Source organism: Bacteroidia bacterium, from assembly GCA_026932145.1.
GTDB lineage: Bacteria > Bacteroidota > Bacteroidia > J057 > JAIXKT01 > JAIXKT01.
The window spans coordinates 1-13,621 of record JAIXKT010000057.1 but is presented as its reverse complement, the minus strand read 5'-3'; the positions used below and the strand labels follow the sequence as shown (position 1 = coordinate 13,621).

At 39.7% G+C, this 13,621-nt stretch carries 12 protein-coding genes; 5 read left to right on the top strand and 7 right to left on the bottom strand.

Going from position 1 to position 13,621, the window contains the following annotated elements:
• Positions 1 to 5: 5 nt before the first annotated feature.
• Positions 6 to 938, bottom strand: coding sequence for a magnesium transporter CorA family protein (locus LC115_13135; protein ID MCZ2357612.1), 933 nt, complete (start codon positions 936 to 938; stop codon positions 6 to 8).
• Here LC115_13135 and LC115_13130 point away from each other — a divergent pair.
• Positions 937 to 2,979, top strand: coding sequence for a hypothetical protein (locus LC115_13130; GenBank protein MCZ2357611.1), 2,043 nt, complete (start codon positions 937 to 939; stop codon positions 2,977 to 2,979). The two genes, LC115_13135 and LC115_13130, sit on opposite strands and share 2 nt — an antisense overlap.
• 140 nt (positions 2,980 to 3,119) lie before the next feature.
• On the opposite strand, the gene LC115_13125 is transcribed toward LC115_13130, so the two are convergent.
• Both LC115_13125 and LC115_13120 read right to left on the bottom strand, forming a co-directional pair.
• Positions 3,120 to 3,695, bottom strand: coding sequence for a GAF domain-containing protein (locus LC115_13125; GenBank protein MCZ2357610.1), 576 nt, complete (start codon positions 3,693 to 3,695; stop codon positions 3,120 to 3,122).
• A gap of 6 nt (positions 3,696 to 3,701) precedes the next feature.
• Positions 3,702 to 4,115 carry a hypothetical protein gene (locus LC115_13120; protein MCZ2357609.1) on the bottom strand — a complete coding sequence of 138 codons (414 nt, stop codon included), beginning with the start codon at positions 4,113 to 4,115 and terminating at the stop codon, positions 3,702 to 3,704.
• Between the two features lie 330 nt (positions 4,116 to 4,445).
• On the opposite strand from LC115_13120, the gene LC115_13115 reads away from it, so the two are divergent.
• From LC115_13115 to LC115_13100, 4 genes are read left to right on the top strand one after another with little or no spacing between them, the layout of a single operon-like run.
• Positions 4,446 to 5,927, top strand: coding sequence for an NADH-quinone oxidoreductase subunit N (locus LC115_13115; protein MCZ2357608.1), 1,482 nt, complete (start codon positions 4,446 to 4,448; stop codon positions 5,925 to 5,927).
• Between the two features lie 3 nt (positions 5,928 to 5,930).
• Positions 5,931 to 6,983: a M20/M25/M40 family metallo-hydrolase gene (locus LC115_13110; protein MCZ2357607.1), complete on the top strand. Its 1,053-nt coding sequence runs from the start codon at positions 5,931 to 5,933 to the stop codon at positions 6,981 to 6,983.
• A 12-nt stretch (positions 6,984 to 6,995) separates the two neighbouring features.
• Positions 6,996 to 7,745, top strand: a complete 750-nt coding sequence (locus tag LC115_13105; GenBank protein ID MCZ2357606.1) for a hypothetical protein — start codon at positions 6,996 to 6,998, stop codon at positions 7,743 to 7,745.
• Complete coding sequence (locus LC115_13100) at positions 7,745 to 8,194, top strand: hypothetical protein (protein ID MCZ2357605.1); 450 nt, start codon at positions 7,745 to 7,747, stop codon at positions 8,192 to 8,194. Before LC115_13105 ends, LC115_13100 begins: the two co-directional genes overlap by 1 nt.
• Positions 8,195 to 8,203: 9 nt before the next feature.
• Here LC115_13100 and LC115_13095 read toward each other — a convergent pair whose 3' ends face one another.
• From LC115_13095 to LC115_13080, 4 genes are read right to left on the bottom strand one after another with little or no spacing between them, the layout of a single operon-like run.
• Positions 8,204 to 9,133, bottom strand: coding sequence for an FAD binding domain-containing protein (locus tag LC115_13095; protein MCZ2357604.1), 930 nt, complete (start codon positions 9,131 to 9,133; stop codon positions 8,204 to 8,206).
• A gap of 13 nt (positions 9,134 to 9,146) precedes the next feature.
• Positions 9,147 to 11,981 carry a molybdopterin-dependent oxidoreductase gene (locus tag LC115_13090; protein MCZ2357603.1) on the bottom strand — a complete coding sequence of 945 codons (2,835 nt, stop codon included), beginning with the start codon at positions 11,979 to 11,981 and terminating at the stop codon, positions 9,147 to 9,149.
• Positions 11,982 to 12,022: 41 nt separating this feature from the next.
• Positions 12,023 to 12,760 (bottom strand): SDR family oxidoreductase, encoded by a 738-nt coding sequence (locus LC115_13085; protein ID MCZ2357602.1) that lies wholly within the window; start codon positions 12,758 to 12,760, stop codon positions 12,023 to 12,025.
• A complete protein-coding gene (locus LC115_13080) occupies positions 12,757 to 13,503 on the bottom strand; it encodes an XdhC/CoxI family protein (protein MCZ2357601.1) in 747 nt (248 codons plus the stop codon). The genes LC115_13085 and LC115_13080 overlap by 4 nt, the downstream gene beginning before the upstream one ends.
• Positions 13,504 to 13,621 lie beyond the last annotated feature (118 nt).

Below are 13,621 nucleotides of genomic sequence, written 5' to 3'. Positions count from 1 at the left end.
TGACATTAAAACAGTTTCCGAACACTCAGAACAACGATACCAAGGGACCCCATAAGAATACAAAATGTTGTTATGACTATAAAAATATATGGAGAATCCTGCCAAGGTAGCCCTACGTTCATGCCATAAAAACCGGTTACTAAAGTCGGAACCATCAAAATAATGGTAACAGTAGTAAGCGTTTTCATCTCTTGGTTCAGGTTATTTGAGATAATAGAAGAAAAAGTAGCCGCTAAATTTGATAAGATAGATTTATAGATGTTAGTCATCTCCAGAGCTTGTGTGTTGTCTATGGCAATGTCTTCCAGAAATTCTTTATCTTCAAGAGAAAGACGAAGGGTTTCGCTTTTGCGCAGCCTTTCCAGCATTAACTGATTGGTTCTGAGGGAGGCTAAGAAATAAACAAGACTTTTTTCATAACGCATCAAGCGAATTAAATCTTCATTTTTAAGAGCAGAATGTACCTGCCGTTCTAACAAAGCCGTTTGGTGGTTAATTTCCTTTAGATAATTTAGGTATTTAAGTACCGTTCTATTGACAATTTGCAGTACGAACCGGTTTTTGTTTTCTATTAAAAAATTACGAACTTTGGTTTCAATGAAGTCTGCTATTACTGAATTTGGTTTTGTGCAAACTGTTATGATAAATCTTGGTGCAATAATGATACTCAATGGTAAGGTCAAAAAAGGGATTTCGGCGTGTTCGTCATTTGGTAAGGGGATTCGCAGGAGTATTAGTGTGAAGTTATCTTCATGTTCGATTCTGGGTCTTTCGTCTGGGTCAAGGGCAGAGGTGATAAATTCAAGGGGCACGCCTCCTTGTTCGCAAAGGCGTTTTACCTCAGTATGGGACGGAGCGGTTACCTGTATCCATGTATCAAGCCCTATCTCTTGCACAGAGCGTAGCTCTTCTTTGATATGTTGATACACTGTAACCATGGATTTTCGTTTAGTTTGCAAAAGTAACGTAAGTTACGCATGGATATTCATCGGGTTGTTTTTTTTACAAACATCTGCACAATCTATTTCTGTAGCTTCTGAAAATGGGCGTTATTTACCAACTCGCGGCCATTTACCGGTATTGGTGATTTTTGCAGAATATATTTACCCGCCGGACCAGCCACAGAAACCAGACCACCCCGAATGGCAAGCCGGCCAGCTACCTAAATGGCATCATCTATTGTTTGAAAAAAAAACAAATACTAATCCGCAAGCATTGGTTAGCCGGTATTATCAAGAGGCTTCTTTTGGCCTGCTTCAAGTTACGGGAGATAGATTGCTGAACCCGGCAGGTAGAGATTTGCCAATTCAAGTTCCTGCCGGGAGCACACTTCCCAAAGTTTTACAGGAATACAAAGTATTTGAAACCGAAGGAGGCAGTAAAAATCCAGCAGATTTTGATATTTGGGATTTAGATGTAGTCCAGCCCGGCAGCCCTAAGCGTTTAAAGACACCCAATTCACCCCAAAGGTTTGACCATGTTATGGTTATCTGGCGAAACCATCCGAATCAAACATTTTATGCGCCAAATTCCGGAACAGCTTCAGCCGGAAATTTTTTCAACTTAATGGGCTTCGGAACAGATACCTACTCTCAATTTGGAGCTAACAGAATGACCCTGAAAGTGTTACTTCATGAGATAAATCACTTGTTACTTGGGGAAAACAATTTTCACGCTGGAGGTGGGCATCATCATCGGGATAACCAACTGACCTATTTCCCTGCTTTTGTTCAAGGAGGTTGGGGAATGGTTGGCGGCGCAAGTTCAAGCCTGATGACCCCAAATGCTTGGGATAGAAGACGGCTAAACTGGAAACCAGAATATAAAAAAATGATAATCAGTGGCTTAGATAGTATTGGAAAAAATGAAATAACAGCAGATATTATGGCAGATTCCGGAAGCTATATTTTTCGTTTACGCGACTTTGTGAAGACCGGAGATGCTATCCGAATCAAACTACCCACAGAAAAGGGTACCTTTCCGCAATGGCTTTGGCTCGAAAATCATTTAACCCAAACCTACAATCAATCGCCCTTTGATGTATTTCAATATCAACAAGATTTCTCCTGCACCAATAGAGCAACTTCCGGAATTTATGCCTATGTACAAGTTGATAAAGAGCAACTTACGGGAGAGTCGGCTTGGTCTGGCTATGCAGATTACTTGCGGGTACTGCCGGCAAATGGCTGTTGGGACTACGTTTATGATACAGTAGCAATCTGGAATCCCTGTGTCTCTGCAAGCCCTACATTTCCATTTCAACGTAACTTGCCCAATCCTTTTTCGGGCTATCATGACCAAGAACTTGCTCCTTATGATGCCAATAATGACAATTTAATAACGGTTCAGGAATACCATTTGCCTTATTCAGAGCGACTTCCAGATACTATTCTGAATGTATTGACATTTCATGGTCGTGCAGAGCACGCATTTATACCCGGCGATAGAATTGCTCTCGATACAAACCCCGCAGCAGTCAATTGTTTAACACTAACAGACAAAAATCAAACCCAGCACTTTTCCCAAGACAACCGTTCTATAATACTTTCCGGGCTCGAAATTTTAATTGATAGGCGTTTTTCAGATGGTAGTATTTTGGTTAAGATTAATGATAATCAACAAGTTATCAGAAAATCAATACGTTGGTGCGCCCCTCAAATCATTTTACCGTCAGGAAGCCTAACTATTGCAGAAAAAGCTACTTTAACCTTAGCACAAAGCAATTCACCTAATATCTGGAAAAAAGATAGTTTAAACACCTATTCTCCGCCCACAAAATTTATAGTTCGCCCAAAGGCTACCATAACGTTATTACCCAAATCTACTTGGCATATTGCCGAAAACTCCCATGTACAACTTGAAGCAGAAGCTACTATAATTTTAGAAAAAAACAGCCGTATTGTTATTGATAAACAAGCTAAATTGCTCTGTACCAAAGAGCAAATTGTATCAAGGGGTGGTAAAATTATCTACAGATAATAGCTACAAGTTTATATTTGATGATGACTTAGAGGGTATGAAAGTTATGGCTTTGTAGTTGAAGTATTATTGCAGTCAGTATGTTGGTTGGGGGCTTTCTATTCATTATACTGACTCATAAGCCAAATACAGAATAAATTTTACTGATAAAAAAACTCCTGCGACTGTGCATCTACGCCTTCGGTTACTTCAATTTTAGCTTTTTCTGCAAGAAGTCGTTGCATTTTGTCGGTATTAAGTAAACTCTGTAAGGTTACGGTGATACTATTGGATACAACTTGTAGGTAATTTAGGTAAGTTTCAGAGTAATTGCTTAAAGAAACCAATTCTAAGGCACCATAAACATTTTCATTGAATATTAATGGTATGATAATCAGTCCCTTAGGAGATAAATTAATGGTTAATGTTTGTGTGAATATAGATCCGGGGGCTAAGTCATTGAAGAGTAAAATTTGTTTAAGCCGGATGGCCTCGCCTGTAAGTCCCTCTCCTAAATGAATGACTGGGTAAGATAGCTTATCCAGATTAATGGCATAGCCTGCTTTAGCGTGGGCAACTTGGGTATCTTGATTTACTACGTAAAAAATCCCTCGTATAGAATTTGTTTGGGTGCAGATTTCGGTTAATGTTAAATCAACAAATTCATCAAGGTGCTTAGCGTAGTTTTGGCGTAAAAACTCTTCTAATTGAAGGATTTGTTGTTCTAAGTTATCCATATCGGTTTATTTTTCGGTAGCTGCTGTAGGAATCGGGGTAGTTTGGCCAATTTTTAACTGCTTTTCTAATAAATCAATATATTTTTCTTTTTGTACAATTAAGCGTTCTTTTTCAGCTACTAACATTTGTAGATACTGTATTGTTTCGTGTGAGGCTAACCCTTGCGCAAGAATTTCGGGAGCACTTTGCGGGGTATTATCCGCTAAAAAATATGTAGGTGATATTTCCAAAAATTTGGCTGCTCGAATGAGGTATTTGGTTTCTATAGAATCCCTTACAAAACAGCGATATAAATTGGACTCTGTCATTTGTATCGAGTGAGCTAACCGCTTAACGGTTATTTTACGCTCTTTAAGGATTGTCCGAATCTTATTAGCTATCATGGCACACAAACGTTGCAAATATTGGATTTTTTTCACAAAACTGCAAATTTTACTCCATTATTTTTAGGATTCTTACCTGTTTTTTGGCGGTAATTCAGAAAACATAAAAACCATAGTTCTGTATTGTAGAACCTAAAAACGCTTTCCTATCATCTTTTTGGCATATTTTTCTGAAACAAACCCAAAATCAAGTATATCATCAACCAAAAAGATACCCCAAACACCGGTTATATTGATAGAAGTAAAAATATTAACAAATTCAATTACTAAAAAATTAAAAAGACCTTACGCTGTTTTATACAAAAATCTAACTTTGCAGGCGAAGTTTGTAATTTTACCAACCTAAACTTTATTTAGAAAAAAGATATGATTAGCTTTATAGATGTTTTTCACTCAGTTCCGCTGATAATCCTTCTAATTTGCGGTCTCTTGTTAATGCTGGCAGATGGATTTAAGTTACATAAGATGCTGCCATCATTAGCCGGAGTAGGGATACTGCTTTCAGCTATTCTGTCTTATCTGTTTAATTACAGCGAAGAAATGTCCCCTCTCTATAATGGAATGATTTATTTTGGGGGGCTGGCTTCCATTATTCATATTTTTCTATGTTTATCCGGAGTTTTTGCACTATTTTTTATTCCGGATTATTTAAAAAGGTTTCAAGAAGATATTGGGGAGGTGTATGCCTTGGTTACGTTTTCTCTAATCGGAATGATTATGATGGCTACTGCTAATGATTTGATAATCATCTTTATTGGGTTAGAGGTCTTTTCAATTTGTTTATACATCATGGCAGGATTATTTCGCAAACAGATTCAATCTACCGAAGCCGGTCTAAAATATTTTTTATTAGGTGCATTTGCCTCTGCTTTCCTGCTTTATGGGATGGCTCTTTTGTACGGAATCTCCGGAACAACCAATCTCAAAAACTTAATAGAAATAGATTATGCTACCTTGCATGATTCTATTGTATTTTATCCTGCAATTGGTTTAATATTAGTAGGTTATTTATTTAAGACGGCGGCTTTTCCCTTTCATGCTTGGACACCGGACGTTTATACGGGTGCGCCAACTCCCTTAGCCGGTTTTATGGCTACTGCCAGTAAATTTGCTGTATTTATATCACTCACTTTTTTACTCTACTTCCTAAAAATCATTCCTACCGGAGAAACAGCACTAAGTAACGGCAAATTTATCGCCGTCTTGGGTATGTTAGCCTTTTTATCCATGCTTTATGGTAATATCGTAGCTGCCCAGCAAACTAATGTTAAAAGAATTTTAGCCTATTCATCTATTGCACATACCGGATACATATTTTTGGGATTATGTGCTGGTGCTCAAGCATTTGAAGCCGTAATGTTTTACTTAGTGGTGTACGTCCTTATGACAATAGGAGCTTTTGGCGTAATTGCTTTATTAGAGAACAAATTTAATGACAATGAGTTAGATACTTTCAAAGGCTTAGGTCAAAAAAATCCAATGCTGGCTATGTTGATGAGTATATTTTTATTCTCTTTAGCTGGGATTCCCCCATTAGCAGGTTTTATGGGAAAATACCAAGTTTTCTTGGCCGCAATCCAAGCAAAGCAAACTTTATTAGCTGTATTAGGTATCCTAACCTCCGTAATCGGTGCTTACTATTACATCCGGATAATCATGGTGATGTATTTTCAGAAACCTGTAGAATCCCAAACCGTACTTGACCCCATCCGAACAACTGCAACAACTCCGGTCGTTGCCTTAGCAGTTATCGCCGCCTTAGTGATTTTACTCGGGGTATATCCCTCAGTTATCATGAACTCCATAGATACTTTGTATAATTTATCATTTTCAATAGCCAGTAGATAAGCTATGGAAATAAATTTTGAATTACTCAAAAGACTATCTGAAATTCCGGGTATTTCTGGATTTGAGCAGCCAATTCGTTCTTTTGTTATTTCAGTTTTGAATGAATTGGGCTATCAATCTAAAATAGATTCACTTGGGAATCTATTGGTTGAGGTTAAAGGAATAGATAGTTCCCGAAAAGCCGTAGCTGCTGCCCATTTAGATGAAATTGGTTTTATAATAACTCATTTAAACGAGCAGGGATTTGCTCGCTTTCATACTGTTGGGGGTTTTGACCCTAAAACCTTAGTGGCACAGCGCGTTATTGCACACGGAAAACAACCTCTAATTGGCGTGATGGGATCCAAACCAATCCATGTCATGTCTGAAGAAGATAAAGCTAAGCGTCTTAAAACCACTGACTTTTATATTGACTTTGGCCTTCCCGGAGAAACAGTTAAAGAAAACCTATTTATCGGTACACCGGTTACTCGCGATAGAGAGCTGATTTGGCTGGGAAACTGCCTAAACGGAAAGTCGTTAGATAACCGCATTAGCGTCTATGTGCTGTTAGAAACATTGCGACTATTGAAAGAAACCCCTCCGGCAGTTGATTTTTGGGCAGTTTTTTCTGTTCAAGAAGAAGTTGGTACTCGTGGTGCATGGGTCGCCGCTCATACATTAAATCCAGATTTTGCTTTTGGAATAGATACTACAATTGCTTTTGACACCCCAGATGCAGCGGAGCACGAACGTATTACCTCGCTGGGAAAAGGAACAGCAATCAAAATCATGGACGGTGGCGTAATAGCCGATAGCCGTATGGTTGCATTTATGAAACAACAAGCTGATGAAGCCGGCATAGAGTGGCAGCCGGAGATTTTACCCGCAGGCGGCACCGATACTGCCCCGCTACAACGCGCCGGAAAATCGGGCGCTATCGCCGGATGTGTCTCTATACCTACCAGACATATCCATTCAACCATAGAAAGCGTTCATAAACACGATGTTATAGAAAGTATCAAGCTATTAACACGATGCTTACAACAACTACATACATTCTCTGCCCAATTTTAATTAACTTGTGCCGTGATTAACATCAAGTTACCCAAACTATACAGTAGTACCGGACTTATGATAACTAAACGGCTCTTTTTTTTGATTTTTATAGCTGCTTGCGCTACCCAATTTGCTCAAGCACAAGGAACGCATACCTCAAAAACACCCTCAGCAACCCAAAAGCCTACCTCTAAATTTGAAAATAACTTACTTCCGTTTATAGCTATTCAGTATGAATTTGTAACTGTTCAGTTCAAGTTTCCACGTCAGTCTTTTTTTGATAACGGTTATATCCCAAGCCTATGGGGGTTTTCCGGAGGTGTTAGCTATACCTTAGTACATTCTAACGATATGTTCAGCGTTTGCCCGCAGGCTGCAATTGCCGGAAATATCCAGATTGTTCCCAATAGCGGCATTGCGTATTTGGTGCAGGTGCCGGTTTCTATAATGGGACGAATAGGAGCAGGAGCTACTCCTTTTAACAGCCAACGTTTTGGCCTTGCTATAGGCGCTGGCATTAACACAGGCTACCTAAATTATCCATTCAGATACCAAGATGCCACAACCAATAACGTCTATAACAGTAAACTATCAAGTTTGCTTATCACCCCTCAAATCTTATTTGAAGTACTCTGGAGAACGGGCGGTACTGTTAGCTCCGTACAAATTCATGCAGATTTATCTCCAGCAACCAGTAAATGGGAGCCCGGCAGGGGCGTTGGTACTGTCCCGATATTGTTAAGCAACTTTGGCCTGAAATATATCTACTACCTAAAATAATGCTCCCTTTAAATCTCAACTTTGCTGACACTTGTTTGCTCTATGGGCCAACAATTTGGCAATTAGGCGGACAGATAATTGCGCTTTCCGGAAAAATACATTGGTATCCTAAGCCCAATAGCCGAATTACTTGCATATTGAGAAATGACGAGTTTGGTGATAAAAAACTGACAGACTTACTGAAGAAAATTATTACCGCTTTAAATATTCCTACAGACCATATTAGTTTTGGCCGGGCAGATGCACCATTTGAATCTGAACTAATTTCAAAAGCTCCCGATAATTACGTCATTATATTTAACCCAAATCTATGCCCAAATCTATCTACTGTGAACGAGTTATTCGCTAAACAAATTTTTGTTGTACCCTCACTACAAGATATGGAAATGAATGTAGCCTACAAAGCTAAGACTTGGGAAATCCTGAAACAGTTAAAAGAAAAAATATAACGAATTGGTTTACAATAATTTTTCAAAACTTTTGCGGAGGTGTGTCTGAATCATCTCTCGGCGATAGTTTCTGGAATACATATCGTTATCAATAGCTCTGGCGTTTTTTAATGCTTTTTTGATAAGCGTTTCTGGGTTTTCGGATATATTTGCTTCAATAACAACCGGTTTGGGATCCACACCGGATAATGCAATTTTTAACTTACCGGAATTATCCACCGTTACAGCCGTTGTCAGCGAAGTAAATTCAAGGCTTTGTCGCTCTCTCAGTTTGAAAAAAGTATATTTAAAGTCTCTATTTTTAGGTAACAACAAAGCTGTTACGATTGCTGTTTCAGGGAGTTTACGCGGTATTACTCCGTCTCCGGTATAAATAGTTTCTAATTTGGCTCGCTGAGTACCGTTAGTAGTAACCCATTCAATTTCAGCATCCATAGCAATAAGAGCAGGAGCTGTATCAGATACTAATTCAGAAAAACAGGCTTTTTTACCGCCGGTAGCTATGCAAATGTCTCCATCGCATTTCAGGCAATAACCCACAGAATCCCGCCACCATTCTGATTGATTATAGTAAATGCAGCGATTTTCACACAAAACATTTCCGCCGATTGTAGCTGTTTTTCTCAATAAAGGCGCACCCACAGATAGCGCAGCCTCTATCAATAATGGAAATTCGTGCTGAAGTATAGGATTTAATTTAAGATCTTCCAAAATCTCCAATGACCCGATACGTAGGTAAGTGCCTTCATCTTTGATACCTTTTATATCTGGAATCTTGGTAATATCAATTAAGCAAATAGGGTTATCGTTTCCTTGAAAACGATTCACCATAAGATCTGTACCACCGGCAATAAACCTGAATTTTCCTGCGTTATCTTGGGCAAACTGTAATGCCTCTGTTATCGTTTTGGGAACTAAATATGTTTTTTCGGCTATCATTTAGCAAGATTTTTTAGGGTTTAACAGATTGTTTTTGAGAAAGTTTGATGGCTTTTAATACTTCTTCGGCGTTAATAGGCAGAGAGGTTACGCGCACGCCTACGGCATCATAAATAGCATTTGCAACAGCCGGAATTACCGGATGTAAAGCCCCTTCACCACATTCTTTGGCACCAAACGGGCCTTCGGGATCCATTGACTCAATGATGTTTGTGTGAATAGGAGGTGTGTCTTTGGTGGTTGGTATTTTATAGTTCACAAAGTTACTGTTAAGCAGTAGCCCTTCGTGGTATTTCATTTGTTCTGAGAGGGCTTGGCCAAGCCCCATGTGCCAAGAGCCTTCTAATTGTCCTTCTACTGCAAGTGGGTTCAGGGCTTTGCCGGCATCATGTGCTCCCCAGATATTTAGAACCCGAACTTGCCCCGTTTCTGGATCTACTGATACTTCTGCAATGACGGCACCAAAACTATAAGAAGGACTTAAGCCGGCACCTGACCCTTTAAAATCACCTCCCAACTTAGGAGAATTGTAATATCCGCTGGTATTTAAAGCACCAACTTTTCGGGTAGCTATTTCAATAGCTTGCACCCAAGTTAAATCAATGGATTTATCGTTTGAAAAAACTTTTTCGCATTCTAAGTTTAATTCTAAAATATCAACATTTTGATTGGAAGCTACGGCAGTTAAAATTTGAGTACGGAGATTTTCGGCAGCCATTTTTGCGGCATTTCCAGCCATAAAAGTTACTCTACTGGAATAACTACCTAAGTCTATGGGCGTTAAAGTAGTGTCGGCAGCCACAACAAATATATTTTCTATACTTAAACCCAAAACCTCAGCTACAATAATAGCCAGCATAGTATCACTACCTTGCCCTATGTCGCTGGCTCCGGAGGTAATGAGTACACGTCCATCTAAATCTACTTTTAGGTGAACGACAGATTGTGGATATTCATTCCAATGGATTGGTAAAGCACTTCCGCTGATGAAGAAGCCACAGCCTACACCTATTCCGCGCCCATAAGGCAATTTTTGGAACTTATTTTTCCAGCCTGATTGCTCCATTACGGCTTTTAGGGATTGGGCACTTCCGTTGGAAGTAATCCTGTATTGCCCAACGGTAAGGGTATTTTCAGTTAGAAAATTCTTTAGACGAAGTTCGCAGGGGTCTATATTTATTTTTTCTGCCAACCTATCAATGATTGTTTCTACGGCGAATCGGGAATTAACGGCTCCATGCCCTCGCATAGCGCCACATTGCGGCTTATTGGTATAAACCCGGCGAGTTCTAAACCCAAAATTATCTAATTTATACGGTGCTTGCAGCAAAACCCCGTTGTAATACGTAGTAACAACGCCAAAACTCCCGTAAGCGCCACCGTCAATAATAACATCTGCGTCTAATGCTTGAAACGTCCCGTCTTTGTTAATGCCCATTTGTACAGACATTTTGGTTGGATGCCTGCCGTGGTTAGTTAGAAAGACTTCTTCTCTATTGAACTTTACTTTTACCGGCTGACCTAATATTCTGGAAAGGTGTGCAATGATGATTTCATGTGGGAATGGGTCGGATTTTCCGCCAAATCCACCGCCAACATAAGGTTTGATGACCCGCACACGGCTCATCGGTACTTCAAGCACCTTAGATAAGTAGCGATGCAGATAATGCGGAACTTGCGTTGCTGTGATGATAGTCAGGCCGTTTTCATCCCACCATGCAGTAGCAGCGTGAGGCTCCGTGAACCCATGGTTAATACCCTGAAAATCAAAATCAACTTTTACGGTATAATCAGATTTTTCAAAGCCTTCTGCTTGGTTTCCAAAACGAAGTTCAGCTTTTTTGTGGATGTTGTTATTATGTTTGACGTGTTCATGGATTTTTTCGGCAGTGCCTATGTCTTTGCAGGATTCCTCCATATCAAAGAAAGGGCGGAGCGGGGTGTAATCTACCTGAATCAGAGAGCAGGCATAGTTTGCTATAGCCGGAGAATCTGCTGCAACGGCGGCAACGATTTCACCGATGTAGCGTGTCTTTTCGATCGCTATTGCAGTTTCATCTTGCGAAATAGGTAGTACACCAAATTTAATGGGTAAATCTTTTCCGGTAATGACTCCACGCACCCCGGGAATAGCTACGGCGCGAGAAATGTCAATATTGTTAATCTTCGCATGTGCATGAGGGCTGCGTAAAAACCTACAATGTAAAACATTTTTTACTTGAATATCATCGGCATAGTCAGCACTTCCGGTTACTTTTTTGGCTGCTTCTAAGTAAGGGCGCGGCTCGCCAACCATTTTATATCGGTCAGATTGTTCGGCTACTGTAGGGCTGTTATTGTTTGTTTCTTGTACATAAGTATCCACTGCTTCGATAATTTTCACATAACCGGTACAGCGGCAGAGGTTTCCTGATAAGGCTTCTCGAATCTCATCTTGTGTGGGGTTTGAATTTTCTTTCAGGAAGTCTAAGGTAGTCATGATCATTCCCGGAGTGCAATATCCGCATTGGGTAGCTCCTTTTTGGACAAATAGTTCTTGTAGCCGATGTAACTTTCCGTTTTGGGCAATACCTTCAATGGTAGTGATGCTGCTGCCTGCGGCACGTAATGCAGGAGTTATACAACTTTGAGTTGCTTTTCCATCTATCCAAACAGTACAAGCACCGCAACTTGCTTGCTCACAACCTAATTTGGTTCCGGTAAGGTGTGCTTTTTCCCGAATAACATCAGCCAAAGTTTCATGTGGCTCAACGGCTAAATGGTATTTCTTGTCGTTTATTGTTAATTCTATTAAATGCATTATCAAGCGGATATTTTTGCAGGTATTCAGCAGTTTTTGGCTGAACATCGAGTTACAAAGTTACAAAAGAAAAAGGAGAATTTAGGTCATTAGATACCGGCACCGATACTTTTGCCGCCATCTAAGTAAATTGTTTGTCCCGTAATGAATTGTGTTTTTTCATCACTTAAAAAAATGACTGCTTGTGCAATGTCTTCGGGTTTACCCATAGTTCGGGTAGGTTGGGCTTGAATTAGTTTTTGCAGCACATCTGGAGGAAGTTTTTGGCTGAGCGGGGTATCTATTAAGCCGGGAGCTATTGCATTTACTAAAACACCGTATCTTCCTAACTCTAAGGCAAGTACACGAGTTAGACCTACAACGCCGGCTTTTGAAGCAGAATAATTAGATTGTCCCGGATTACCTAACCAAGCACGGGAGGTGATATTCACAATCCGTCCACTTTGCCGGCTTTTCATAATTTCCGAAGCATATTTGCACATCAGCCAAGTTCCACGCAAATTAACGTCAATTACTTGGTCAAAATCCTCAACAGGCATTTTCCAAATAACGTTATCTTTAATGATTCCTGCATTATTTACCAGAACATCTAAGCGTTGGTATTCATTGGTAATAGTTTGAAAAAGAGCTGATACAGATTCTTTATCACAAATATTACAGTATAAGAATCGGGCATTTTCGCCTAACTGGGCAGCCAATGAGCTCCCGTTTTCGGTATCTACATCTACCAGAATGGTAAAGTACCCTTCGGCTACTAATCCTTCTACAATAGCTTTGCCAATACCTTTGGCAGCTCCGGTTACAACGGATAATTTTCTATTAATCATAGCTTTGTTTTTTTAGGATGATTTTTGGTGGCTATTAATTTCGCCAGAATGCTGATAGCAATTTCTTCGGGGGTTTCGGCTCCAATATCCAACCCCATAGGCATATCTACGGTAGCTAATTGTTCTTGGGTAGCTACTTGTTTTGCCAGAAGCATTTTTTGGGTGATAGCAATTTTCCTACTGCTACCGATAAAGCCAAGATAAGCACGAGGTTGTTGAAGGCAGTAAGTTAATATTTCGCGGTCAATTTCGTGGTCATAGGTCATGATAGCGATATAACTATTTGAATGAAAGCGGATTTTTGGCAAAATATCTAAAAAATCGGATTGCAGTTTAGTTAGATTTTCGGCAAAAACATTATTTAGATATTCTGGGCGGTCGTCAATGAGAGTAATGGAGAAGTCTAACTGGGAGGCGTATCTGGTCAAGGCTGCCCCAACGTGCCCTGAACCAAAAATAATCAAATCATGTTGTAATTTTTCTGGCTCAATATAAACCAATATTGTACCTCCGCAGCACATTTGATGTTCCTGTAACAAGTTGTGTTCAAATAGTTTAGGTTCATTTAAATGGATTTGTTGTAGTGCTTGGTTGATGACTGATTTTTCAAAAGCGCCGCCGCCGATAGTTCCCAAAATCCGTCCGTCTTCAAACACCAGCATCTTAGCCCCCACTTTTCGGGGGGTTGAACCCTTAGTCTGAACGATAATGCACTGCGCAGAACGTAACTTCTTGGAATCCATGACTAAAAACGAAACTAACCTGCTTATGAGATATTACGCAACAAACATACCGCAAAAATCGGTGTAAGAGGTTGTTTAAAATTTATTTTTTTATTCTGTTAAGCATAATTCTAATCAT